This is a genomic window from Bifidobacterium sp. KRGSERBCFTRI (assembly GCF_025908335.1).
The window spans coordinates 1,031,586-1,057,453 of the sequence record NZ_CP109653.1; the positions used below are offsets into that span (position 1 = coordinate 1,031,586).

At 59.7% G+C, this 25,868-nt stretch carries 22 protein-coding genes; 16 read left to right on the forward strand and 6 right to left on the reverse strand.

What is annotated here, in order from left to right:
• Positions 1-67 precede the first annotated feature (67 nt).
• Positions 68-2,149 carry a M13 family metallopeptidase gene (locus OGI63_RS04325; RefSeq protein ID WP_004269060.1) on the reverse strand — a complete coding sequence of 694 codons (2,082 nt, stop codon included), beginning with the start codon at positions 2,147-2,149 and terminating at the stop codon, positions 68-70.
• A gap of 248 nt (positions 2,150-2,397) precedes the next feature.
• On the opposite strand from OGI63_RS04325, the gene OGI63_RS04330 reads away from it, so the two are divergent.
• From OGI63_RS04330 to OGI63_RS04340, 3 genes are all read left to right on the forward strand, one after another.
• Complete coding sequence (locus OGI63_RS04330) at positions 2,398-3,018, forward strand: HdeD family acid-resistance protein (protein ID WP_004218765.1); 621 nt, start codon at positions 2,398-2,400, stop codon at positions 3,016-3,018.
• A 150-nt stretch (positions 3,019-3,168) separates the two neighbouring features.
• On the forward strand, positions 3,169-3,972 hold the full coding sequence (gene map / locus OGI63_RS04335; protein WP_004218766.1) for a type I methionyl aminopeptidase: 804 nt from the start codon (positions 3,169-3,171) through the stop codon (positions 3,970-3,972).
• A gap of 224 nt (positions 3,973-4,196) precedes the next feature.
• Complete coding sequence (locus OGI63_RS04340; protein WP_004218767.1) at positions 4,197-5,489, forward strand: citrate synthase; 1,293 nt, start codon at positions 4,197-4,199, stop codon at positions 5,487-5,489.
• Positions 5,490-5,510: 21 nt separating this feature from the next.
• On the opposite strand, the gene rlmH is transcribed toward OGI63_RS04340, so the two are convergent.
• Positions 5,511-5,990 carry a 23S rRNA (pseudouridine(1915)-N(3))-methyltransferase RlmH gene (gene rlmH / locus OGI63_RS04345; protein WP_004218768.1) on the reverse strand — a complete coding sequence of 160 codons (480 nt, stop codon included), beginning with the start codon at positions 5,988-5,990 and terminating at the stop codon, positions 5,511-5,513.
• Positions 5,991-6,098: 108 nt separating this feature from the next.
• Positions 6,099-7,082 (reverse strand): 2,3,4,5-tetrahydropyridine-2,6-dicarboxylate N-succinyltransferase, encoded by a 984-nt coding sequence (dapD, locus tag OGI63_RS04350; protein WP_004218769.1) that lies wholly within the window; start codon positions 7,080-7,082, stop codon positions 6,099-6,101.
• Positions 7,083-7,389: 307 nt separating this feature from the next.
• On the opposite strand from dapD, the gene OGI63_RS04355 reads away from it, so the two are divergent.
• The 10 genes from OGI63_RS04355 (at position 7,390) to OGI63_RS04400 (ending at position 18,077) form a co-directional block, all read left to right on the forward strand.
• The gene (locus OGI63_RS04355) at positions 7,390-7,521 is read left to right on the forward strand and encodes a hypothetical protein (RefSeq protein ID WP_004218770.1); all 132 of its coding nucleotides are present in this window, start codon (positions 7,390-7,392) and stop codon (positions 7,519-7,521) included.
• Positions 7,522-7,674: 153 nt separating this feature from the next.
• Positions 7,675-8,808: a peptide chain release factor 2 gene (gene prfB / locus OGI63_RS04360; protein ID WP_004218771.1), complete on the forward strand. Its 1,134-nt coding sequence runs from the start codon at positions 7,675-7,677 to the stop codon at positions 8,806-8,808.
• Between the two features lie 45 nt (positions 8,809-8,853).
• Positions 8,854-10,182, forward strand: coding sequence for a cell division ATP-binding protein FtsE (gene ftsE / locus OGI63_RS04365; RefSeq protein WP_004218772.1), 1,329 nt, complete (start codon positions 8,854-8,856; stop codon positions 10,180-10,182).
• A 3-nt stretch (positions 10,183-10,185) separates the two neighbouring features.
• Positions 10,186-11,109: a permease-like cell division protein FtsX gene (ftsX, locus tag OGI63_RS04370; RefSeq protein ID WP_004218773.1), complete on the forward strand. Its 924-nt coding sequence runs from the start codon at positions 10,186-10,188 to the stop codon at positions 11,107-11,109.
• Positions 11,110-11,253: 144 nt separating this feature from the next.
• Positions 11,254-12,678, forward strand: coding sequence for a CHAP domain-containing protein (locus tag OGI63_RS04375; RefSeq protein WP_014483149.1), 1,425 nt, complete (start codon positions 11,254-11,256; stop codon positions 12,676-12,678).
• A gap of 398 nt (positions 12,679-13,076) precedes the next feature.
• Positions 13,077-13,568: an SsrA-binding protein SmpB gene (gene smpB, locus OGI63_RS04380; RefSeq protein ID WP_004218775.1), complete on the forward strand. Its 492-nt coding sequence runs from the start codon at positions 13,077-13,079 to the stop codon at positions 13,566-13,568.
• A 364-nt stretch (positions 13,569-13,932) separates the two neighbouring features.
• Positions 13,933-14,862, forward strand: a complete 930-nt coding sequence (locus tag OGI63_RS04385; RefSeq protein WP_004218778.1) for an ABC transporter substrate-binding protein — start codon at positions 13,933-13,935, stop codon at positions 14,860-14,862.
• Between the two features lie 214 nt (positions 14,863-15,076).
• Entirely contained in the window at positions 15,077-16,012 is a 936-nt protein-coding gene (locus OGI63_RS04390; RefSeq protein ID WP_004218779.1) for an ABC transporter substrate-binding protein, read from the forward strand.
• 196 nt (positions 16,013-16,208) lie between these two features.
• On the forward strand, positions 16,209-17,195 hold the full coding sequence (locus OGI63_RS04395) for an amino acid ABC transporter permease (RefSeq protein WP_004218787.1): 987 nt from the start codon (positions 16,209-16,211) through the stop codon (positions 17,193-17,195).
• Positions 17,196-17,222: 27 nt separating this feature from the next.
• Complete coding sequence (locus OGI63_RS04400) at positions 17,223-18,077, forward strand: amino acid ABC transporter ATP-binding protein (RefSeq protein ID WP_004218790.1); 855 nt, start codon at positions 17,223-17,225, stop codon at positions 18,075-18,077.
• 474 nt (positions 18,078-18,551) lie between these two features.
• Here OGI63_RS04400 and OGI63_RS04405 read toward each other — a convergent pair whose 3' ends face one another.
• On the reverse strand, positions 18,552-19,256 hold the full coding sequence (locus OGI63_RS04405) for a hypothetical protein (protein WP_225842309.1): 705 nt from the start codon (positions 19,254-19,256) through the stop codon (positions 18,552-18,554).
• A 1,727-nt stretch (positions 19,257-20,983) separates the two neighbouring features.
• Positions 20,984-21,670, reverse strand: coding sequence for a response regulator transcription factor (locus tag OGI63_RS04410; RefSeq protein WP_004218794.1), 687 nt, complete (start codon positions 21,668-21,670; stop codon positions 20,984-20,986).
• Positions 21,671-21,939: 269 nt separating this feature from the next.
• Here OGI63_RS04410 and glmS point away from each other — a divergent pair, with 269 nt between their 5' ends.
• From glmS to OGI63_RS04425, 3 genes are read left to right on the forward strand one after another with little or no spacing between them, the layout of a single operon-like run.
• Positions 21,940-23,832 carry a glutamine--fructose-6-phosphate transaminase (isomerizing) gene (gene glmS / locus OGI63_RS04415; protein WP_004269062.1) on the forward strand — a complete coding sequence of 631 codons (1,893 nt, stop codon included), beginning with the start codon at positions 21,940-21,942 and terminating at the stop codon, positions 23,830-23,832.
• Complete coding sequence (locus tag OGI63_RS04420) at positions 23,829-24,578, forward strand: pseudouridine synthase (protein WP_014482742.1); 750 nt, start codon at positions 23,829-23,831, stop codon at positions 24,576-24,578. Before glmS ends, OGI63_RS04420 begins: the two co-directional genes overlap by 4 nt.
• A 37-nt stretch (positions 24,579-24,615) precedes the next feature.
• Positions 24,616-25,017, forward strand: a complete 402-nt coding sequence (locus OGI63_RS04425) for a hypothetical protein (RefSeq protein ID WP_004218797.1) — start codon at positions 24,616-24,618, stop codon at positions 25,015-25,017.
• A gap of 6 nt (positions 25,018-25,023) precedes the next feature.
• Here the strand turns inward: OGI63_RS04425 and OGI63_RS04430 are convergent, their stop codons facing one another.
• A complete protein-coding gene (locus tag OGI63_RS04430; RefSeq protein WP_004218800.1) occupies positions 25,024-25,782 on the reverse strand; it encodes a type III pantothenate kinase in 759 nt (252 codons plus the stop codon).
• Positions 25,783-25,868 lie beyond the last annotated feature (86 nt).

Below are 25,868 nucleotides of genomic sequence, written 5' to 3' on the forward strand. Positions count from 1 at the left end.
GTTGTGGGGCCCTACGGGCCCCACAACCATATGTGGCCAATATGCTCATTGGCAAGCCTGCCAGAGACTACCAGATGCGCACGCGTTCCTCTGGTTTGAGCCACATGCGGTCGTTGTCGGTGACGCCGAAGGCCTTGTAGAACAGATTCACGTTGCGCGCGATGCCGTTCGTACGGTCCTCGGCGGGGGAGTGCGGGTCGATCTGCAGGTACTGCTCTGCGAGCTCATCGCGCATCTTCGTTCGCCAGATCTGTGCGTACCCGAGGAAGAAGCGCTGCAATCCGCTGAATCCATCGATCTCAGGGGACATCTCCAATGCTCCTTCGATGCCGGACGGCGAGGCGTCGACAGGCAGCCCGTGCTGCTCGTCCAGCGCGAAGGCATAGGCCTTCAACGCGATGTTGACGCCACTGAGATCGCCTATGTTCTCGCCAATCGTAAGCGAGCCGTTGACATGTGGCATCTTGTCGGGCTCGTCGGCGTACTTCTCACGCAGTTGCACCGGCACGAACTCGTCGTACTGGTCGATAAGCGCTTGTGTGAGCTGCTTGAAATGCTTGCGGTCCTCGTCGGTCCACCAATCCTCGAGTTTGCCGCTGCCGTTGAACTGGGAGCCCTGGTCATCGAACCCGTGGCCGATCTCATGGCCGATTACGGTGCCGATGCCGCCGTAGTTCACGGCGTCCTCGGCCTGCGGATTGAAGAACGGGGGTTGCAGAATGGCGGCTGGGAACACGATGATATTACGGGTGGGCTCGTAGTACGCGTTCACCGTCTGCGGGTTCATGAGCCATTCGCCCTTGTTCACAGGCTTGCCGCTCTTCGAAACCTGATAGCCGAACTCGTAGACGGCCGCCGCCCTCATGTTGTCCATGAGCGGGGCATCGGCATGCACGTCGAGCGCCGTGTAGTCGCGCCAATCGTCGGGGTAGCCGATGTACGGCTCGAAGGAGTTGAGCTTGTCAATCGCCTTGCGCTTGGTCTCCTCGCCTAGCCAGTCGCTGTTCACAATCGAGATGTGGTAGGCCTGAATGAGGTTGCTCACCAGTTCCTGCATGCGCTTCTTCGACGATTCCGGGAAATGCAGCTTCACATAGACCTTGCCGACATCTTCGCCGCATATGCCATTGACGAGCGAGACGCCGCGCTTCCACCGATCACGCTGCTGCTTCGTGCCAGAAAGAACCTGCCCGTAGAACGAGAAGTTCGTCTTGTCGAACACGGAGCTCAGCATGCTCGCGTTGTCGATGATCACATGCACGCGCGCCCACAGCTTCAGGTCGTCGAGGCTCGCTGCAGCCCAGAATCCGTCAAGGCCGGTGACGAAGCTCGGCTCGTCCACAATGATGTTCGCGAAGGCTCCGAGCATGTCAACCGGCATCGTGCGGGCGGCATGCGAGGTGTCGTAGCTTTCCTGCACGGCCTTGATCCAACGCTCAATGTCGAAATGGATGAACATGGCCTTGAGCTCGTCAAAAGTGGTGGGGTTGTTCGTCGCCTGCGGGTCCCTCGTCTTCACATTGTCCCAATGGTGCGAGGCGATGCGAGTCTCGACGTCGAGGAACCGTTCGGCGAGATCCTGGGCCTTCTCCTCGTCGTCGGCGTAGCCGGCGTTGCGCAGCTGCTTCGCGACCATCGACACATACTCCTGACGGATCTGCTCATGGTGGTCTTCGCGGTAGTATGCTTCGTCGGGCAGTCCGATGCCCCCCTGGCCGAGGTAGAGCACATTCGTCTCAGGGTGGTTCATGTCGCCGAACACGCTGAAGCCGAAGAGGTCCGGACCGCCGAACGGGCTCAGCCGCCCGAGCACATCGATGAGCCCCTCTTTCGTCCGTGCTTCGTCAATGGCAATGAGATCGGCGCGAATCGGCTCGATTCCAGCTGCTTCAATCGCGTCGGTGTCGAGGAACGCATGGTACAGCGCCTTCGATTTCGACGCCTCCTCGGAATCCGTTTCGAGAATGTCGCGAATCTGCTCCTCGGCGTTTTCCGACAGTCGATTGAAGGAACCGTAGCTGGAGCGGTCATCGGGAAGGCGGTACGTGTCGATCCACGGACCGTTCACATAGCGGAAGAGATCGTCCTTGGGTGAGATCACGGCGGAGAACGAGGCCGGATCGATGCCTGATTGCAAAGTGGTATCCATAACTTCACACTATAGATGTTTCCCGACAGCGCGGCGCTGGGTCACGGTGTAGAATCTGGCACCCGTACAAGCTGAATGGACATATTTCTCGTCCGAAGTCAACTACGCTCGTTGGAGAATACACGGGCGAAACTGTGCAAACAGACCGCGGATAGATAACACTGTAAGTAAACATATCCGCGAATGCAGTCGCCATGCCGGAAAGCATCCGGAGCGCCGGTGCGTTCAGAGAATCTGAAGGAGGAGATATGTCGGAACCGAATCCGCAATATCAAAACCAGCAATACAACCAAAGCCCATTCCGACTGTTCGAGGGAATGCTGCCGACCGGCGCGAAGAACCTCGTGCGCGGCACATACGGCGTCATCGGCGTCGCCGCGCTCGCATTGGGCATCTGCCTGCTCGTGTGGCCGGGCATCACGCTCAAGGTGGCCGCCATCGTGCTTGGCATCTACTTCCTCATTTCGGGCGTCGTGCGCATCGTCAGCTCGCTCGTTGAAATGGGACTGCCCGCCGGCTGGAGGATCCTCGGCGTGCTCATCGGCATCATCCTCGTGATCGGCGGCATCGTCATCTTCAAGAACGTCACGATGTCCACCGCCATGCTCGCCATCATGTTCACGCTCATCGTGGGCATCTGCTGGATCATGGAGGGCGTGATGGCACTTGCCGAATCGTGGAGCGTGCCGAGCTCGGGCTGGGCGATCGCCTACGCGATCATCTCGATCATCGCCGGCTTCGTGCTGCTGTGCATGCCGATGGCGTCCACGCTGTGGCTGATCATCTTCGGCGGCTGCGCCATGGTGGTCATGGGCATCTGCGCGATTGTGCGTGCCTTCACCTTCGGCCGCGTGAAGAAGAACAACTGAAACTCCTTATGAATATATGCGAAACCCGGTGCCATATGCGCCGGGTTTCGCATATCTGCGCGAATATGCGCGGCGTCTCCCATTACAATGTAAGGCGTGCAGATTAGTCTGAAAACGGTTTGGCAAAAGCTTGCTGGAAAAGAGAACACGATGATCGAATTGAAGACACCCCAGGAGATCGAGGAAATGAAGCCGGCCGGCCATTTCGTCGGCAGCATTCTCAACGAGCTGCGTGAGAAGACCAAGGTGGGCACGAATCTGCTGGAGATCGATGAGATTGTGCACAAGCGCATTGCCGACAGGAAGGGCGCGCAATCCTGCTACGTCGACTACGCGCCGGACTTCGGCACGGGACCGTTCGCCCATTACATCTGCATTTCGATCAACGATGCGGTGCTGCACGGTGTGCCGTATGACTACACGCTCAAGGACGGCGATCTGGTCAGCCTCGACCTCGCCATCAGCGTCGACGGCTGGGTGGGTGACTCGGCCATCAGCTTCGTGGTTGGCAAAGACAAGGATCCAAGTGACCTGCGTCTCATCAAGTCCACCGAGGAGGCGCTCGCCGCGGGCATCGCCGAAGCCATTCCCGGCAACCGTCTGGGTGATATCTCCCACGCGATCGGCGAAGTGGCGGCGGAATACGGCTACCCGGTGAACCTCGAATTCGGCGGCCATGGCGTCGGCCACATCATGCACGGCGACCCGCATGTGCCCAACGACGGCAAGGCACACCACGGCTACAAGCTGCGTCCGGGCCTCGTCATCGCCATTGAGCCATGGTTCATGAAGACCACCGACGAGATCTTCCAGGACCAGCGAGACGGATGGACGCTGCGTTCGGTGGACGGCTCGCGTGGTGCCCATAGCGAGCACACGATCGCCATCACCGAGAACGGACCGATTGTGCTCACTGCACGCGAGGGTGATCCGCTGTCAAAGCTCTACAACTGATCGCCACACACCTCAGATTCAAGCCCGCAGATCATGCGGGCTTTTTGTATATTCAGGCCCCGAGTACCATGAGCGTCCACTGGAATTCTGCATATACTTGCATGAGATGGTATATTAAGTGCAAACTTGCGATATGAGATGGAAACGCCGCGGGCAATGTGCGTGCCCTATAGTGTTCGGCAAACCGAATACGGCGAATGCCGACGGGCGAGTAGAGGAGAGCTATGGGAGAAGCGCATCTGCATGTGGAGGCCGACGAATTCAAGCTGCCGGTGGTCAAGGCGACCGCCGGCCCCGATGGCATCGTCATGTCGTCGCTGCGCAACAACAACTGGGTCTCCCTCGACCCGGGCTTCCTCACCACGGCGCAATGCGAATCCAGGATCACGTATATAGACGGCGAGCATTCGATTCTGCGATACCGGGGCTACCCGATCGAGCAGCTGTGTGAGCAGTCGGACTTCCTGGAGGTCTCATGGCTGCTGCGCAATGGTGAGCTGCCCACAAAAGCCGAGTACAACCGATTCGTGGAAGACATCAACCACCACACGATGGTAGGTGAGGATTTCCGTACGTTCATGGGCTCGTTCCCACGCGGGGCGCAGCCGATGAGCGTCATGGCCTCCGCAATCAACGCGCTCGCCGCCTTCAACCCCGACACCACCGACATCAGCGATCCGGAACAGCTCGATGAGGCCGCCATGATCATCATGGCCAAGGCGCGCACGGTGGTCAGCTACATTCTGCGCAGGCGCCGCGACGAACCGATGCTCTACCCGGACTATGCGCGCGGCTACGTCGACGACTTCATTCGCATGTGCTTCGCGGTGCCCTACGAACGCTTCGAATCCGATCCGCTGTATGTGCATGCGTTCGGCCGTCTGCTCATCATCCACGCCGACCATGAGCAGAACTGCTCGACGTCGGTGGTGCGCATCGCCGGCTCCGCGCACGCGAATCTGTATTCGGCCGTCGCCGCTGGCATCAACGCGCTCTCGGGCCCACGGCATGGCGGCGCGAACGAGGCGGTGCTGCGCCAGCTCATGGCAATCCGCGACTCCGGCATGAGCGTCAAGCAGTTCGTGGAGAAGGCGAAGGTGGAAGGCAGCCGCATCTCCGGTCTCGGCCACCGCGTGTACAAGTCGTACGATCCGCGCGCGGCCATCGCCAAGCATTATCTCGAGAAGATCATGGAGAACAAGGCGACGCTCAAACTGCTGCCAGGCGACGAACAGCTCTTCGACGTGGCGTTGCAGCTTGAGGACATCGCGCTCAACGACGATTATTTCGTCTCGCGCAACCTGTACCCGAACGTCGATTTCTACACCGGTCTCATCTACCGTGCAATCGGCTTCGGCCCCTCCATGTTCACGCCGCTGTTCGCGCTGGGACGCATCCCCGGATGGATTGCCCAGTACCGCGAGATGCTCGCCGACCCGATGACGAAGATCGGCCGCCCGCGTCAGGTGTACACCGGTGCCGTGCTGCGCGACTACGTGCCGATAGACGAGCGGTAGTCAACGCCGTTCTATTTGTGTCTATTTGTGATAGGGCTCGTGCGCGTTGATCTTGAACGCGCGGTAGATCTGCTCGAGCAGAATCACACGCATGAGCTGGTGCGGGAACGTCATCTTCGAGAAGCTCAGCGGCATGTTCGCGCGCCTCAGCACACGCGGGTCGAGGCCGAGTGAGCCGCCAATCACGAACTGCAGGTGGCTGACGCCGTGCAATCCCCACTGCGCGATGCGTGCCGCGAGCTGCTCACTCGTCAGCTGATCGCCTTCGATTGCGAGCGCAACAACGAAGGCACCGTCGCGCAGATGCTTGAGGATGCGCTCGCCCTCCTTCTCCTTGATCTGCGCGTTGAGCGTGTCGGAGGCGTGTTCCGGGGTCTTCTCGTCGGCCACCTCAATGACGTCGACCTTCGCGAAGCGCGACAGGCGTTTGCGGTATTCGTCGATTGCGTCGCGCAGATAGCGTTCCTTGACCTTGCCGACGCAGACGATGTCGATGTTCATGTCACTCCTTGTATGAAAAAGCCCCTCCTCAGCCGGGATGGATTCGCAATGTCCGCGAGATTCCGCCGTTTCGCGAAACCTGTTTCGGCTGGGAAGGGGCTTTTGCCGTCAGTTCTTGTGAAGTGCGTCGTTGAGCGCGATGCCGGTCTTGCGCGGACGTGCCTGGATGGCGCCGGTGAGAGAGTTGCGAATGAACAGGATGTTGTTCTTCCCGCTCAGGTCGGCGCCCTTGACCACATCGAGTGCGACCCCGGCCGCCGCCTTCTCCTTGTCCCACACCTCGATCTTCGTGCCGGCGGTCACATAGAGACCGGCCTCCACGACGCAGTTATCTCCGAGCGAGATGCCGATGCCCGCATTGGCACCGAGCAGCGAATGCTCGCCGATCGAGTTGCGCAGCTTGCCGCCACCCGACAGCGTGCCCATGATCGAGGCGCCACCGCCGACGTCGGAACCGTCGCCGACCACGACGCCCTGCGAGACGCGGCCTTCGATCATGCAGGTGCCGAGCGTGCCGGCGTTGAAGTTGACGAAGCCGGCGTGCATGACCGTCGTGCCTTCGCTCAGGTAGGCGCCCAGACGCACACGGTCGCCGTCGCCGATGCGCACACCGGTGGGCACCACGTAGTCGAGCATGCGCGGGAACTTGTCGATGGCGAGCACGTTGACCTCGGCACGCATGCCCGGCATCCCCGCGCCCGCATTGCCCTGCATGACGGCCAGGCGACGCTGTGCGAAGTCATCGACGGCGAACGGGCCGTAGTTCGTCCACACGACGTTGTTGAGCGCTCCGAAGATGCCGTCGAGGTTGAGCGTGTTCGGTTTGGCCAGGCGCATGCTGAGCAGGTGAAGGCGCAAGTAGGCGTCGGGCGCGTCGACCACCGGGTCGTCGAGGCGCGAGACGGTGAAGACCGGCATACGACGCACGCCGCGCAAGTCCTCGCCCTCATGAACCAGATTGCCGAACCCATGGTTCGGCTTGGCTGCCGGCGCCTCTCCCAATGTCAGTTTCGGATACCAAACGTCAAGCACGTTGCCGGCTGCATCAATGCTCGCCAGACCCCAGCCCCATGCACTGCGCGACTGTGTCATCGCCACTCCTTGTCTATTGGATTGTCATATGCCACTGTATACCGCGCACCTGCCGTGGCGCGCCTCGTGTCCGTTCGCGGCACGTCTGCCCACCCTATGCTGCGCTGTCTATGGCAAACGACAGACCATGGTCGGTTACTGCACACGCATGCAACACAACGACCATGGCCGCCGAGCTTTCGTCATCTGCCAGCAAAGAGATGGGCGAGTGGAATAACGGGGCGGGGTATCCGGTTGGCTGAAACAGAAAGCCACCTGCTACACTTGCATATCGCCTGTATGTGAGTGACAAACAAGATAGGGAACCGTGAAAAAGCAAGACAACACCGAGGGACGCCAGACCCGGCGCAGCTACAATGCCACGCGCATTGTGGCCATTGTTGTTGTGTGCGCAATGCTGGTCGGCTTTGCCATGCCATTGATCTTCGCCGGGCTTTGACGCTCGCGCTGTTCGCCACGCAGCCATACTCCGGTGGCGTCCGCTTTCCCGCCAAGGCAACGTTTGCCTGTGACGGTATCTTATATTTCAGTTGAGCAATGTGAACAGATTCCACCGCAACGGTGTTTGCAGTGGACGAGCAAGTGAGAGATTATGGCAGAATTCGATTATTCGCAGGCGATTTCCGACGCCCGCGCCAAGTACGAGTCCATCGCCCTCGCGTTGGACACCGATCGTCTGAAGTCCCAAGAGGCCGAGCTTGAGCAGCAGGCCTCCGCTCCTGGACTGTGGGATGACTCCGAGCACGCGCAGAAGGTGATGAGCCAGCTGAGCGCATGCCAGTCCCAGCTGAAGCATCTGTCGAGCGCCGCGAGCCGTCTCGACGATGTGGCCACGCTCATCGAGCTCGGCCAGGAGGAGAACGACGCCGACACGCTCCACGAGGCACAGACCGAGATTGAAAGCATCCAGAAGGATCTCGACCAGATGGAGATCGAGACGCTGATGGACGGCGAATACGATTCCCGTTCCGCCGTCGTGACCATTCGATCCGGCGCAGGCGGTGTCGATGCCGCGGACTTCGCCCAGATGCTGCTGCGCATGTACCTGCGCTGGGCCGAGCGCAATGGATACAAGGCCAAGGTGATGGACACCTCGTATGCCGAGGAGGCGGGCATCAAGTCCGCCACATTCCAGATCGACGCCCCGTACGCCTATGGCCGCATGTCGGTCGAAGGCGGCACGCATCGTCTGGTGCGCATCTCGCCGTTCGACAACCAGGGGCGTCGCCAGACCAGCTTCGCCGCCGTCGAAGTGGTGCCGCTCGTCGAGGCCACCGATCACATCGAAGTGCCCGACAGTGAGATCCGCGTGGACACCTACTGCGCTTCGGGCCCTGGCGGCCAGGGCGTGAACACCACGTACTCTGCCGTGCGCATCACTCACCTTCCGACCGGCATCGTGGTGACCATGCAGGACGAGCGTTCGCAGATTCAGAACCGCGCCGCCGCCATGGCCGTGCTCCAGTCCAGGCTGCTCGTGCTCCGCCATGAGGAGGAGGCCAAGAAGAAAAAGGAGCTCGCCGGCGACATCAAGGCCAGCTGGGGAGACCAGATGCGCTCCTACGTGCTGCACCCGTACCAAATGGTGAAGGATCTGCGCACTGGTTGCGAGACCTCGCAGACTCAGGCGGTGTTCGATGGCGACATTGACGAGTTCATTCAGGCCGGCATCCGCTGGCGCCACGAGCAGCGGCTCGAAGCCGCGGCCGAGGAAGCCAACGAGTAAATCGCGGCCCGGCGGCAAGCGATGCAAGCAGGGAGGAAGTAGCCCATGGCACTCATCTCAATGGAACATGTGAGCAAGATCTATCCGAATGCCAAGAGACCGGCGTTGCAAGACATCGATCTTGAGATCAGCCGTGGCGAGTTCGTGTTTCTCGTGGGCGCCTCCGGTTCGGGCAAGACCTCGTTGCTGCGCCTGCTGCTGCGCGAGGAGGAGGCGACCAGCGGGGAGATCCGCGTGGGCGGGTACGACCTGCGTCGCCTCCCGAACCGTCAGGTGCCGCAGTACCGGCGTTCCATAGGCATGGTGTTCCAGGACTACAAGCTGCTCAACAACAAGACTGTGTGGGAGAACGTGGCGTTCGCCCTCGAGGTGATCGGCACCTCACGTTCCACGATCAAGTCGCTGGTGCCCAAGGTGCTTAAGACGGTGGGTCTCACGGGCAAGGAGAACAACTACCCGCGCGAGCTCTCCGGCGGTGAGCAGCAGCGCGTCACGATTGCGCGCGCCTATGTGAACCACCCGCAGCTGCTGCTCGCCGACGAGCCCACCGGCAATCTGGACCCGACCACCTCGCTGGGCATCATGGAGGTCCTCGATGCGATCTCCCGAACCGGCACTACCATTGTGATGGCCACACACAACGAGGAGATTGTCAACTCGATGCGCAAACGCGTGGTCGAGCTCAACAAGGGCAGCATTGTCCGTGACGAGAAGAACGGCTCTTATGATTCCGCCATGTACTTCCCGGATGAGCAGGTGGCCGCGATGTCGCATGCGGCGATCAAGGCCGAGGTCGGCATCGGGGCCGTGGCTGGCAGTGAAACCGGCGCGGTGATCGAACCGGCAACGAATCAGCAGAAGTCGCACAGCGGCAAGCATGAGCGTGATGAACGGGCGACCACCATGGTCGACTCGGTCAATGAGATCCTGCAATCCGAGCACAGCAACGAGGGCATAGCCCGTCTGGCCCAGAGCGTGCATGCCGGCAAGACCGGCCGTTACGGCGAGGCATTCGCAGATGTCGAACAGACGCTCACCTGGGGTGGAGGCCTCTCTCTCGAGGAGCTCGCCGAACAGGAGGGCATCGACACCAGCAAGACGCGAGAGGTCTCGACCGCCGCAAAGGCGGACGCCTCCATGGAGCAGGATTCCGGGAAGGCATGGGGAACCGTGACCCTCGAGGAGCCGCGGGGCGAAGCCGACTCCACCGGCAATGCCTCCGCTGGGAAGACGACGCCCGTCGAACAGACGCAGGCGATGGCCCCCGTGACGAAGGAGATCGAACCATCCACGCCACCTATGCCACCGAGTCCGCCGAAGGGGCGGCATTCGCGACCGAGAACCCCGGATGAGCCGAACAAGGACGAGGAGTAGAGCATGCGATTCCGTTTCATTCTTTCGGAGACATGGACGAGCCTTAGACGCAATGTGCCCATGCTGCTTTCGGTGATGCTCGTCACGTTCATCTCGTTCCTGTTCATCGGGGCATCGTTGCTCACTCAGGCGCAGATCACGAAGGCCAAGGGCGATTGGTACGACAAGGTCGAAGTCGTGGTGTGGTTGTGCCCGGACGGCAACAGTCAGTCTGCGAACTGCTCCACAGGCAAGGCTGCCACTACCGCGCAGATCAACGAGCTGCAGAAGGTGATCCAGCAGGAATTGCCGAACGACGTCTCGCAGGTCACGTTCATGAGCCGTGAGGACTTCTACAACAACTCCTTCGTCAAGCAGTACCCGAAGGGCGAATACCAAGGGCGCACGCTCACTGCGGCCGACATGCAGGATTCGCTGTGGCTCAAGCTCAAGAACCCTGAGAACTATCGCGTGGTCTCCGAGGTGCTTTCGAATCGTGATGGGGTTGAGGAGGTGGTTGACCAGCGGCAGATCTTCGAACCGGTGTTCGCCATACTCAACCGCGCCACCGTGGCCACCGGAGGTTTGGCCGTCATCATGGTGATCGCGGCGATCATGCTCACTGGTACGACGATTCGTATGTCGGCTGCGTCGCGAAGAGAGGAGACCGAGATCATGCGCTTGGTCGGCGCCTCCAACTGGACCATCCGTCTGCCGTTCATTCTCGAAGGCGTCATTGCCTCGCTGGCGGGCTCCCTGCTTTCGTGCGGTGCATTGGCATTGTTCGTCAAGGTGTTCGTGACCGACTGGCTGGCGAAGTCGGTGACATGGATTCCATATGTGGACCAGACCACGGTGTGGCTTGTCTCGCCGATTCTCATTGTGGGTGCCATGGTGCTTTCGGTGCTTGCCTCGTCTATCGCCCTGCGTAGATATCTCAAGGCGTAACGGCTCGTGTTTTCCGCGATTCCATTGGCATTGCCGCTTTGTTAATTGTGCAGATTCTGTGAATGAGTTGAATATGGCATGGCGTCCGCCCATTTTCAAGAATGTGATGATACGCTGGTGAGCAGCGTATTAGAAAGGGACTCGATGACGAACAGGAAACGGACCGTACCTGTAGTGGCATCCTCGCTGGCCTCTGTCCTATGCATAGGCGCATTGGCGGTGCCGATGTCGACGTACACGCCTCAGGCATACGCAGACACCTACAGTGACTTGGTGAACGCCCAGAACAGCCATGCCCAGAGCAAGCAGCGCGAGGCGGCGCTACGTGAACAGCTCGCCGGAGTGAACAGCGATCTGGCCGACAAGATCGTGGAACTCGACGACCTCAACAACAACAAGATCCCCGCCGCACAGGCCAAGGTGCAGCAGGCGAACTCCGATGCCGCAGCAGCCAAGTCCGAAGCCGATGCCGCGGCGGAGCGCCTCAAGGCCGCCGAGAAAGACAAGGCCGATCTCGAGGCCAAGATCAAGCAGACCGGCGAGGACTACGACGACGCACATGCCGCCGTGGCACAAAGCGCTCGTGAGTCGATGCATGGCTCAGACACCTCCGATGTCATGAGCGTCATGACCGGCTCGAAGGACACGAAGGACTTCATCAAGTCGATGCAATCGCGTGACGCTCTCGCCCGTAACGAGGCGAATGCGGCATCCGATGCCGCCGTCGACCTCAACACTTCGATGAACCGCGCCGACAGGCTCAAGGCAATCGAGAAGCGAGTCGAGCAGTGCAAGAACGACGCCGATCAGAAGTCCGCCGCCGCACAGTCCGCCGCAACGCAGGCCCAGCAGGAGAAATCCAGCCTCGACAAACTGCGTGCAGCCGGTGAGAGCACACGAGCCGACCTGGAAAACCAGAAGAGCAGCCTCACCACGCAAGCCGCCCAGCAGGCCGCGCAGACCGTGATGCTGCAGTCTGAGATCGATGCGAAGAACCAGCAGTGGGCCGCCGAACAGGCTGCCGCTGCGGCGCAGGTGCAGGAACCTGAGCCACAGGGTACCGTCGAGGCACCTGCTGCTGCGGCACCCCAGCCGTCCGTTCCCCAGCAGACGCAAACGCCGTCCCAGCCGGCGCAGACTCAGCGTCCGTCCACGCCATCACAGCCGTCCACGCCCCCGACTCCGGTCGTCACCCGTCCCTCTACGGGCGGCCAGGGCACATCGAACGGCGATTACGGGAATGCATACGCAGCAGGCCAGTGCACGTGGTGGGCCTATGAGCGTCGCAAGCAGATGGGCATCGGCACGCCATCGTATCTCGGTAACGGCGGCCAGTGGTGGAGTACGGCCCCGTCGTACGGGTTGCGCGTCGACCATAGCCCTCAGGTCGGGGCCGCTCTGTCGTTCCTGCCGGGGCAGGAGGGCGCCTCGAGCCCATGGGGTCATGTCGCGGTGGTCGAGCAGGTCAACGGCAACAGCATCCTCATCTCGGAGTCGAATGTGGCCGGTCTGTACACCATCACATACCGTACGCTGTATAATCCGGGACGGTTCTGGTACGTCCACTGACAGCCGCCAATAACCAAGCATCCATTCGGGGCCCGATATCACAGTATCGGGCCCCGAACTCATATGCGCACCTTCCGCTAGGCAATCCTCGGCTGCAAACTCTCATTTTCTCATCCGCGTTCTCATCTGCGTGGTCCCCAGATGAGTAGTCGTCATGTGTGTGGTTCTCAGATGGGTGGCCTTCATCAGTGAGGCCTTCATCTGAAGAGTCCTCGTCTGTGTAATCCTCGTCTGCGTAAAAAGAGACGAATCTAGTCCCTAGATGTCTCTTTTTACGCAGAGAGTGGAAGAAGGTGAAGGGGAGATAAGGGCCGGCGGCATGGGAAAGCGGGACAGTCGCAGAAGAACGGGGGACTGGTAGGTAGACTGGTTCCCAGAACAATCGAATAGGAGCAACTGTGGCGAAGAAAGAGCAGAGCAACGAGAAGATGATCGCGCAGAACAGGCGCGCGCGGCACGACTACGAGATCGAAGACACCTATGAGGCGGGCCTTGCGTTGACGGGCACCGAGGTGAAGTCGCTGCGCGAGGGGCGTGCCTCGCTGGCGGAGTCGTTCATCTCGATTGACAAGCGGGGTGAGGTGTGGCTCGAAGGAGCGAACATTCCCGAATACCTCAACGGCACATGGAACAACCATGCGCCCAAGCGCAAACGCAAGCTGCTGCTGCACGGCGCGCAGATAGACAAGCTGCGCCGGCAGATTCAAGCGAAGGGCTACACCATTGTGCCGCTGCAGCTGTATTTCAACGAAGACGGCCGCGCGAAGCTCAAGATTGCGCTCGCCCGTGGCAAGAAGGAGTACGACAAGCGGCAGGCGTTGCGTGAAGAGCAAGACAAGCGCGAGGCGTTGCGCATGATGCGCTACAAGAACATGCATGCCCGCGGCTGACTCCTGAATCCGTGAATCTGCGTAAAAAGGGACAAATATAGCCTGTATTCGTCCCTTTTTACGCGGGGAAGCATACGCATGCAGGGGAAGTGTATGCGTGCGGGGGAGGCGTACGCAGCGGAGGTGTATGCAGGGGAAGTGTGCGGCACGGAAGAGATGACGCATGGGTTCGTGCGTAATTTGGGTCGATCTTTGCGCATAGTTGTCCCTTTTTACGCAGATTGGCAACGTGAGCTGTGTGTGGGTGACGCCACATTCGAGAGATTACTTCCAGATTACGAGATTCCTCGGGTGCCGAAACGCGCTGATAACATGTGATTCCTACCCTGACTCGTGTTTGAAGCCGAACACGGAGGAGAGAGCCATGAAGAACACTTGGAAAGCCACGGCGGCATTTGCTGCCATCGTGTTGTGTGCGGGCATGTCAGCATGTGGCACCAGTGATGCAAGCGACAGCGGCAAGTCCAGCGGCACCAGCAGCAGCTCGGCGGCCGCGTCGTTCGACCCGAGCACTGTGGAGACCGACGAGACGATCGCCGCACTCGTGCCGGACTATGTGAAGAAGGACGGCAAGCTCACCGTGGGCACCGACACCACGTATGCGCCGGCGGAATTCATTGGGGAGGACGGCAAGACCGCCGTCGGCTATGATGTGGACCTCACGAAGGCGATCGCCAAGGTGATGGGACTCGAACCGGAGACCGCGGTGTCGGAATTCGACATGATCATCCCGTCCATCGGCAGCAAGTACGACATTGGCATTTCGTCGTTCACCGTGACCCCCGAACGTCAGGAGGCCGTCGACTTCGTCACTTACTACAAGGCCGGCTCCACGTGGGTGACCCAGAAGGGCAATCCCGACAAGGTCGACACGAAGGACCTGTGTGGCGTCAAGGTCGCAGTGCAGACCGGCACCACCCAGGAGGAGGAGCTCAACAAGATGAACGAGCAGTGCAAGGCCGATGGCAAGAAGGCCATCGAACTGCAGACCTTCGCCAAGCAGACCGATGTGACCACCGCCGTCGTTAATGGCAAGGCGGCCGTGTTCTATGCGGATTCGCCAGTCGCCGGCTATGCGATCGAGCAGACCGATGGCGCGCTCGCACCGCTGGGTGCCGACGAAGGCGTGACCGAGGAAGGCATCATCGTCAAGAAGGGCGACAAGCAGATGGATGAGGCCGTCCAGAAGGCCGTGCAGAAGCTCATGGACGACGGCACCTACCAGAAGATCCTCGAGAACTGGGGCGTGAGCTCCGGCGCGATCGACAAGGCCGAGATCAACCCGACCAAGTGAGCGCACGAATCCGCACGCTGAACGCAATCTGACATATATTCGCCGTCGGCAAACATAAGCATCGCATAATATGCATATCTAGGCATATGTATACAGTGTAAGTGTTTGAAAACGGCGACTATTTTTGCCATAGTTGCTTGAGAATACTGAATATATGCAGAACTTCGCCATGTGGAGCACATGGCAGGCACATGAGGAAAAGGAACGCTGACACATGTTTGGCAACGCACAATCCACGATGAAGAAGGTCGCGGCATTCGCACTTGGTGCCGCAGTCATACTCGGTTCCGCGGCATGCGGTACGACTGACGAAACGCAGACCGCGGCAAAGGACTCGCAGAACGCGACCTCGATTGTCGACTCGGTGAAGAAGGACGACAAGATCGCGGCCATGCTGCCGCAGAAAATCGCCGAGTCCGGCAAACTCACCGTCGGCATGGAGATGACCTATGCACCGGCGGAATTCGTGGCGGAGGACGGCAAGACCCCGGAAGGGTATGATGTGGACCTCGCCAAGGCGCTTGCCAAGACCCTGGGCGTGAAGGCGGACTTCATCTCGTCGAGCTTCGATTCGATCGTGCCGAGCGTGGGCAGCAAGTACGACCTCGGCATCACAGCGATGACGATCACCGAGGAACGTGAGGATTCCGTCGATTTCGTGAGCTACTACAAGGCAGGCTCGATGTGGGTGGTGAAGAAGGGCAATCCCGACAAGGTGGACGCCAAGAACCTGTGCGGCACGAAGATCGCAGTGCAGGTGGGCACCACGCAGGAAGAGGATGCCAACAAGATCAAGGAACAGTGCGCCGCCGATGGCAAGGCCGCGGTCGAGGTCATGCCGAGCAAGCAGCAGACCGATGCCGCGACCAACGTCGTGACCGGCAAGGCGGACGTGTTCTATGCGGACTCGCCGGTGGCAGGTTACGCGATCTCGCAGACCGACGGACAACTCGAGGAACTCGGTGAGGTCGAAGGAACAATCAAGCAGGGCATCGCCATCAAGAAGGGCGACACCCAGCTCGCCGAAGCGGTGCAGGCGGCCATGCAACATCTGATGGACGACGGCACCTACATGAAGATCCTCAAGGCGTGGGGCGTGGAGTCCGGTGCGCTCGACAAGGCCGAGATCAATCCGAAGGATTTGAGCTGAAGAATCCGAACGCGTGCCGGCCGGCCGCATATGGAACGTGCGAATCAGACGTGAGCCATATGCGGTCGGTCGGCGCCGTTGCGTAACGGGGTACGTTACAATACTCACATATCGTAGGTAGATGTCTGGAACCGCAACGGCGCAAGCCGGGCGCGCACGGCCGAATGCCACGGAACGCAGAGAAGAAGGAAGGGCGATGCCACATCACGTTGAACACGACAGCGAAGGGCTGCCGATCCCCAATCGCATCAAAGCCAAGCCGGTCAAGCGCCCGGGCCAGATCGTCGCCGCGATCATCGTGGTCATCTTCGCCGCCATGATCGTCAAGGGACTCATCACCAACCCGCGCTTCGAATGGAACGTGGTGTGGAAGTACCTGTTCAATGAGCGTGTGCTCGAAGGCGTGGGCTACACATTGCTGCTCACGGTGATCTCCATGGTCGTGGCCATCGTGCTCGCCGTGGTGCTGGCCGTCATGCGCAAATCGGTGAATCCGGTGCTCCGCGGTGTCAGCTGGTTCTACATTTGGTTCTTCCGCGGCACCCCTGTATACACGCAGTTGGTGTTCTGGGGTCTGTTCGCCGTGCTCATCCCACGTCTGTCGCTGGGCATTCCGCTCACGTCGGTGGAGTTCTGGAGCATCGATTCGCAGGCGATCATAACCGCGTTCAATGCGGCATGGATCGGTCTGGCGTTGAACGAGGCCGCATACCTGGCCGAGATCGTGCGCGCGGGCCTCGACGCCGTCGATCCCGGGCAGGAGGAAGCCGCCAAGGCGCTCGGCATGAAGCGTTCGATGATCATGCGCCGCGTGATTCTGCCGCAGGCCATGCGCATTATCATCCCGCCGACCGGCAACGAGACGATCGGCATGCTCAAGACGACCTCGTTGGTGCTCGCCGTGCCGTTCACCCTCGATTTGCAGTACGCGACGAACGCGATCGCCAACCGCATCTACAAGCCGATTCCGTTGCTGCTCGTGGCCTCGATCTGGTACCTGTTCATCACCTCCATTCTCATGGTGATCCAGTCGATGCTCGAGAAACACTTCGGCAGGGGATTCCAAGCGCGTCCGGTGGGGCCCAAGGGCAAGCAGCCGCCGCTGCCGGGAAAGACGGACGGCGAGCCGAAAGACGACGTGAATAAGACGAACCAGGCCGAATTCATGGGGTATACCGCCTAGCGGTGCCGTGGGCATAAGGAGAGACACATGAGCGAAGCGACGAGAAAAACCAAGTCGAACAGCGACGAATCCACTGCAACGCAAACCCCGAAAGCCAGCGTGGCCACCGACATCGCCGCCGCGATTCCAGCCGTGGAGGCCAAGCAGGTGCACAAGGCATTTGGCGATTTGCACGTGCTCAAGGGCATCGATCTGACCGTCGAGCCGGGCACCGTCACTGTGATTCTCGGGCCGTCCGGTTCGGGCAAATCCACATTTCTGCGTCTCATCAACCAGCTGGAGACGATCACCGGCGGCGAGATCGACGTCGATGGCGAGATGATCGGGTACAAGAAACTGCCGAACGGTGAATTGCAGACGCTGAACGACAAGGAGATCGCCCGCCAGCGCGCCAAGCTGGGCATGGTGTTCCAGAAGTTCAATCTGTTCCCGCATATGACCGCGCTTGAAAACGTGATGGAGGCACCGGTGCACGTGCTGCACATGCCGAAGGCGGAGGCACGCAAGCTTGCCATCAAGGAACTTGAGCGCGTTGGACTCGGCGAACGTCTCGACTACTACCCGGCCCAGCTTTCCGGCGGTCAGCAGCAGCGAGTGGCGATTGCGCGCGCGCTCGCCATGAAGCCGGAGATCATGCTGTTCGACGAGCCCACGTCGGCACTCGACCCCGAGCTCGTCGGTGAGGTGCTCAATGTGATGCGCTCGCTCGCGAACGACGGCATGACGATGATCGTGGTCACGCATGAGATCGGCTTCGCTAAGGAGGTCGCCGACCAGATTGTGTTCATGGACGGGGGAGTCGTGGTGGAACGCGGCACGCCGGACATCATCGATCATCCCAAGGAGGAGCGTTTCCAGGACTTCCTGCAGCACGTGCTGTGATCCGTGCGCCGCTCGTATTCGGACACTCCGTGTGAGGGTCGGCTTGCAAAGATGATTATCTGGGCGTTGCCATGTGCGCTTTGTTGAGTGCGGAGTTGCAAAGGTGGCCATCAGAGAGGCGATTCGTTTGCCGGTGCGGAATCTGCACTGCAAGCGAGACCATCGTGGAAGCTGATAGGTGGTCGTGTTTGCAGATTCGCTCTCGCTCACGCAAAAGTAGATCCCGCATGGTGGTTCGTGTGGGAGTCGGCATGCGAAAGCGGCAATCTGCAGACTCGTCCGTTTGCTGGAGCGCGGCCCAGTGTGCAAGAGCGGCAACCTGGGGACTGATTCACATGTCGCGGGAAGATTCAGTTTGCAAAGGCGACCGTTAAGAAATAATCTGCATGTCTCTGTGAGAACGGAATTGCACAAGCGACAATATGAGCGCATGGAACAGCGGCCGGCGCAAGACATATATAGCTCGGCGCGCGGCTAGGAGACGTAGGGTACTCCTGCTTGCTCGAGTTTGCGGCGAAGCTGATCGGGGTGCATCACGTCGTTGTATGAGAAATGCACGATCTGCGAAACGCCGCAGCGACGGAGCGCCTCATCTCGCTCACGTTCTGCCAGCACGCGCTGCTCAATGGTTTTTGATCCTACCATCTGCGGATTCACGTATTTCTCCATGCCATCGAACTCGCCAACAATGGCTCTGCCGTCGGCCAATCGCCACAGGTAATCCGTGCGATATGTCTTTCTTGTCACGGGGTCGAAAAAACTGATCTGCAATTCCGGAACCACAAAACCCAGCACAATAATCACGGCACGCGCCTTCGATTCGCCGCCGCTCTCACTGCGAGGATCTGCGAAATGCAACAGTCGTAAGACGGGACTCACATCACGCGACATGGTTCCCATGACTTCCATGATCTGTTTGAAGTGCGTGGTGGACGCGGAATCGAACATCGGCAGCGTTTCTTCGAAAGGCAGCAACAAAGCGCAATCTACCAATGTGTGTGCCGGATTCGTGACCAGCAATCCCTGCATGCTGATTGCCGAGTCCATATCCGTGTAAATATGCTGAGTCCGTTCGGAAGTCCAGTTTCGTCGTGCGGCACAGACGATCGTGCCGTCGTGCACTGCGTGGCTCAATGGGAAGCCAAGCAGGGTGGCGGCGGTCTTGCCGGCAAATACCACGCCGGGATTGTACTGATTCACCGTACGGCAGATATGCCATGTTCGCTCTGCCGGGCGCAGGGAATCCCAGTAATCTGGCCGCACATAACAATTCCTGAACACTTGGTTGAGCTCGCCGGATCTCGCTCTGCGGGCTAGCGCGACTCGCTCGTTGCGATTGCATGCATATGCGCAACGATGTCCATGCTGGGCGGAGTCAAGCAGTTGCTCGACCACTCTGTTCCTGCGCATCTCGCCTCCTTTCGTGTGGCATGTAGCCATCTAAGCAGCGTGGGGCGGTGGTGTACAGCGGAATCGGGCATTGTGGTCGGAGGACGCATTATTCACAACGGCGGTCGTCGCAATTGTGGACAGTCACGTGCACGCCCTGCAAAAGCGCTGGCAAGAAGACGAGCGTTGATGAAGTCTGTCGCGATGGATTGCGGGATGTCTTGTAGTGGTTTCAGATGCAAAGATGAATATCGAGATTGTTTTCACGTGCTATATCGGAGTTCATTTTGCAAAGGAGACTCTTCCTGAACCTCTTCGTGTGTCGTAGTAGGACCTGATTTGCAATAGCGGTCAGATAGCGGTTGTTCATATTGCAGGTAGAGCAAATGAAATGCAAGGAAAGCAATATGAGCACTGATTCGCATGCCGCGGTGAGGCTTATTCGCAAAGGTGACTATCGTGATTCTGCTGTACATGCGCAGTTGGTAGCGGAGTTGCAAAGCCGGCTATCGAGATCTTGTTGCGTGTACGCAGTTGAGGGTGAGTCTGCAAGGATGGCTATTGGGATTTTGCTGCAAGTGTCCAGCCGGGAGTGGAGTTGCAAACGCGACTGGCGGAATCTAGCTGCAGATGTTCAACTGAGTGCGGAGTTGCAAAGGTGACTGTGGAAATCCTGTTGTGCTGGTCCAGCTGGGAGCGGAGTTGCAAGTGTGGTCAGGCAAGAGAGTTTCGTTTGCTGTGACGAGATTGCGATTGCAAAAGAAGCAATCTGATGAGTTACCAGAGGGTCATGTTTGCAGATTCGCTCTCGCTCGCGCAAAAGTAGGGCCCGCATGGTGGTTCGTGTGGGGTTCGGTTTGCAAGAGTGGCAGTTTGCAGGCTTGTCTGTTTGCTGGAGCGCGGCTCGGTGTGCAGGAGTGGCAGTCTGGAGACTGATTCACGTGCCGTGGGAAGATTCAGCTTGCAAAAGAGACCGCTAAGGAATTCTTTCTATGCCCTTATGAGAGGGAATCTGCAAAAGAGGTAATCCTCCTTATATGCTTATATGCCGCGGTGGGACTCGGAGTGCGAGAGCGACACTCTAAGGAGCGTCGCGATGCCGTAATGCGGTTCAGTTTGCAAAAATGGCACTCTGGAATCGTCTCACAGTGTTGTACGTGCCCTTATGCTGTATGCGTCTCCGGCTGCATATCGAGTGGCCGCATATCGAGTGGCTGCGTAACAGGGAAGAGAGAGCCGCGAGTGCGCAGTCTCACACCGCATTCCATCAGCATTGCGGATTAGCACAGCGCGGTGCCTCCTCACAGTTTGTTGAGTCAGCCCATTTCCACGATGTCATCAAAGGAAAGTGCCGCGGGCATCCGTGCCCCTTCGCACGGATGCCCGCATTGCCCTAGAATCTCGCCTACGGGGGAGATGCCCTTCTCTCTCGCCAGTTTTCATTGTAAAAGAGCGGCATTATAAAAACCATTGATTGTAGTCCCACAGACTACAAAACTGCTCGGCGTGTCGAAAATTCACAGTTTCGTTTTGCGGGACCATGACGCCACCGCCTCAGCCCGTGATTTCGCGCGGAGTTTGCGCATGGCGCGGCTGATGTAGGTTTTCACCGTGGATTCACTGTCGCCGGTCTCTTCAGCAATGGTGCGCGTGGAAAGTCCCTCCGAGCACAGCTCCATCACGGCCTGCTCGTTCGGTGACATGCTCATGATTGCAGGTTTGCCTTGCATGAGCAGTCTTTCGTGTGCCTGCTGCGGGGTCTCGTATGGCATGCCGTTCGACTTGAGCAACGGCTGGCCGCTCAACAATGTACGCATTCCGTCGGCCAGTTGAGCGAGTTCGTTTTTGAGCAGCAGGCCCTGCATGCCATTGTTCACCGCGTCGCGCTCGTACGGCTCGATCATGTAGGAACTGCATCCGAGAATGGGCGTATGGTCGTTCTCGAATCGGATTGTGGCGCATAGTTCGAACCCCGACATGCCGTGCATAGACAGGTCGGTGACAATCAAATCCGGCACACAGTTCGTGCAGGCGATGCTGTGGTGGTATGCCTCCACAGCATCCCTTCCGCTTTGCATGGACCAGCAGATGTTGAACTCGGGCAGCCCTCCCAAATAGGTTTCCAAGTAGCTGCGCACCAGCGCGTCGTTGTCCACCAGGGCAATGTTCCACGGTTCAGAATCGGGGTTCATATTGGTATACATAACGTGTAACTCTCTTCGCGGCAGGCGAATTCGTGGCGAAGCGGGCGCTTCGTCGCGTCACGTATTCGGCTCCTGCTCATTACAGTGTACTTGAGCAGCATGTGATTTGCGCGGGTTGATTGCCATATGAGCCATGCCATACCGTGTTTCAGATGAGTATTGAGATATTCAACGGTATTCGATGTGCCTAATTTGCAGATTTTCGTAAGACTTGTCGTTTTGCCCTGATGGTATGGGCTTTTGCAGCATCTTCTGTTATGCTGTTCGGCATGTGTGGAATTGTGGGTTATGCAGGTAGTGTTCTTTGTCCTTCGGATAAGCCGCTTGAGGTGTGTTTGCAGGGCTTGGAGCGGCTTGAGTATCGTGGGTACGATTCGGCGGGTGTGGCGCTGGTGGCGCCGGGCATGGATCGGGTGCGGGTGAGGAAGAAGGCCGGTCGTCTGAGCAATCTGGTGGCGGATATCGAGTCGGATCCGTTGCCGGAGGCGACGGTGGCGATCGGGCATACACGTTGGGCGACGAACGGTGTGCCCAATGATGTGAACGCGCATCCGCATTCGAGCATGGATGGCAGGGTCGCGATCATCCATAACGGGATCATCGAGAACGCCTCGCAGCTGCGTTTGGATCTGCAGGCTGAGGGGTACCGGTTCGTGTCGGGCACCGACACGGAGGTGGCGGCCAAGCTGCTGGGCAAGATCGTGGACGCGGTGATTGCGGAGACGGGCGGGCCGGACCTGTTCGAGGCGGTGCGCCGTCTGGGCCGCATGCTCGAGGGTGCGTTCACGATCCTGGCGATCGACTGCCGCCAGCCGGGTGTCGTGGTCGGTGCGCGTCATGATTCGCCGCTCGTCGTCGGCCTTGGGGAGGGTGAGAACTACCTGGGTTCGGATGTGGCGGCGTTCGTCGCGTATACGAGGACGGCGATGGAGATCGATCAGGACCAGGCGGTGATGATCAGCGCCGGGGGTGTGACGGTCACCGATTTCGATGGCAACGTGGTGGAGGATCCCACCGTGTTCGAGGTGGATTGGGATGCGTCGGCCGCGGAGAAGGGCGGTTGGGATTCGTTCATGGACAAGGAGATCCATGAGGAGCCGGCCGCGGTGCAGCGCACGTTGATCGGGCGCCTGGACGATACCGGCAGCATCAACCTGGACGAGGTGCGCATCGATGAGCATGATTTCACGATGATCGACAAGATCATCGTGATCGGCTGCGGCACGGCGTCGTATGCGGGTCTGGTGGCCAAGTACGCGATCGAGCATTGGGTGCGCATCCCGGTGGAGGTGGAGCTGGCGCATGAGTTCCGCTACCGTGACCCGATCCTGACGCCGCGCACGCTGGTGGTGGCGATCTCGCAGTCGGGTGAGACGATGGACACGCTGATGGCGTTGCGTCATGCGCGTGAGCAGGGGTCGAAGGTGCTGGCGATCTGCAACACGCAGGGCGCGTCGATCCCGCGTGAGGCGGATGCGGTGCTGTACACGCATGCGGGCCCGGAGGTGGCGGTCGCCTCGACGAAGGCGTTCGTCGCGCAGATCACGGCGACCTACGTGCTGGGCCTGTACCTGGCGCAACTGAAGGGCACGGTGTTCCGCGACGAGATCCGCCAAACCCTCGACTCACTCAAGGCCATGCCCGCCAAGATCCAATGGGTGCTCGACACGCAGCCGGACCGCGTGCAGCGTGCCGCCGAGCAACTGCAGGATGCGCAGTCCTTCCTGTTCCTTGGCCGTCACGTGGGCTACCCGGTGGCCTTGGAGGGCGCGTTGAAGCTCAAGGAGATCGCGTACACGTTCACCGAGGGCTTCGCCGCCGGCGAGCTCAAGCACGGCCCGATCGCGCTGGTCGACGAGGGCGAGCCGGTGGTGTTCATCGTGCCTCCCGCGCGCGGCCGCAACACGCTGCATGCGAAGGTGATCTCGGGCATCGAGGAGGTCAAGGCGCGCGGTGCGTACATCATCGCCGTGGCCGAGGAGAACGACAAGGACGTGGAACGCTACGCCGACATGATCTTCTGGCGTCCCGAATGCCCCACGCTCATGAGCCCGCTCGTCGACATCGTCCCCCTGCAGCTGTTCGCCATGGACATGGCCAGGCAGAAGGGCTACGACGTCGACAAGCCACGCAACCTCGCCAAATCCGTCACCGTCGAGTGAACGGCGCTCATCGCTGGGTGATCGAGGAACCGCACATCCCGTTCGATCTCACGGTGGTCTATGAGAACGAGCGCATCATTGTCGTGGACAAGCCGCATTTTCTGGCAACCACGCCTCGCGGCATGTGGTATCGCGAAACGGCATTGATGCGCTTGCGCGAACGGTATCGGGAGCCGAATATCATCCCCGCACACAGACTCGACCGTCCCACCGCCGGCATTGTGGTATTCGTGCGGGACCCCGCTGCCCGTGGCGCCTATCAGATGCTGTTTCAGGAGCATCGCACCAGGAAGTGCTATGAATGTCTGGCACCGATTCGTCCGCTTGCCACGCCCCGCACCGGCACCGTCGTGCACGGGTCACCTCCGCGAATCTGGCCATTGGTGCGCCGCTCGCGTATCCGAAAGACGAGGGGCGTGCTGTGCGCGCAGGAAATACCGGGGCAGGTGAATGCGGAGACGGCGATCGAGCTCGAAGCATTGCATGCCCGCATGAGTGCGCGAATGGGCATGTCGATCGGCGTATACCGGCTTCTTCCCCGTACCGGCAAGACCCACCAGCTTCGCGTGCACATGAATTCGCTGGGGTTGCCCATTGTTGGCGATGATTTCTACCCGCGCATAGAGGAACGAGCCTACGACGACTTCTCCCAGCCGCTCCAGCTCGTTGCCCGTTCGTTGGCCTTCACCGACCCGTTCACCGGCGATCCGCTCGAATTCAGCTCAAAGATTGAGCTGGGGATCTAGATTCTATACTGTTGTCGAATTCGAAGGACGGGGAGACATGAACGCGCAGATTTGGTATGTGGTTTTGCTCAGCGTAACCGTGATCGCCGCGCTGATCGGCACCTCCATTGTGCTCGGGCAATCGAAGAACGGGCCAGGGGAGGATCATTACATCGATCTGGATCCGCAGATGCAGGGCGAGCCCTACGCCACGCCTGTCATCGTGGGAGACGACGGCGTGACACGGCAGAAAGACATTGTGCATGACATCAAGCAGATGCCAGACGACACGGCGATTGTCGACGTGCTCTACGCCGGCTCGAAGAAAGGCAGCAAGGACGATACGAAGGCTGAGCACATGACGATGAAGAAAGTGGATGTTCGCCGTCTTGGCCTCAAACCCGGCACCACCGTCACCCTGCATGTTGTGGATGGTGCAATCACGCTCATCGAGCGGTGACGGAGGTCACACATTCTTCGCGTAGATCGAGGCCATGCCTTTGAAGATGAGCGTCGGGTCGACGATGTCGATGAGCGGGCAGTCGAAGATGCGCGACATGCCACCGGTGGCGACCACCTTGAAATCGGTGTCGAGCTCCTCGCGGAACTGTGTGATCGTGCGTTCGATGCCACCTAGGCAGTCGTAGTAGAGTCCGGCCTGCATGGCGTCTTTCGTGTTGGCGGCGAGAATCGATTTGGGTCGTGTGATCTGCACTTCGGGCAGCTGGGCGGTGTTCGAGGCGAGCGCTGCAGCCGCGGTGCCGATGCCGGTGGTGATGAGTCCTGCGAGAATGGCGCCCTTCTCGTCGACGTAGTTGTAGGTGGTGGCAGTGCCCATGTCTATGACCAGCACCGGGCCGCCATAGGTGGTGTAGGCACCTGCACAGTCGGCGAGCAGGTCGGCGCCGAGGGAGCGTGGGTCGTCCATGCGAATGTTCATGCCGGTTTTGATGCCCGGACCGATGATCATTGGGTCGATGCCCAGGAATTTGATCATCGAGGAGATGAACGAATGCATCACTTTCGGCACAACGGAGGAGATGATCGCGTCCTGCACGTCGTCGGGCGAGGAATTGCTCAGTTGCAGGAATTGGAGGATCATGAGGCCGTATTCGTCGGACGTGTGGTTCGACCGTGTGGTGATGCGGTAGGTGTCAACGGTCTCGGTGCCCTCCATGAGACCGATCACAATGTTCGTGTTGCCGATGTCGACTGCCAGAATCATGCCTGCTCCTTGTGCTCGATGCCTCCAACTTAGCAGACGACCCGACGTCCGGGCGGCCGGATGCGATACAATGATCGCGGTGACCG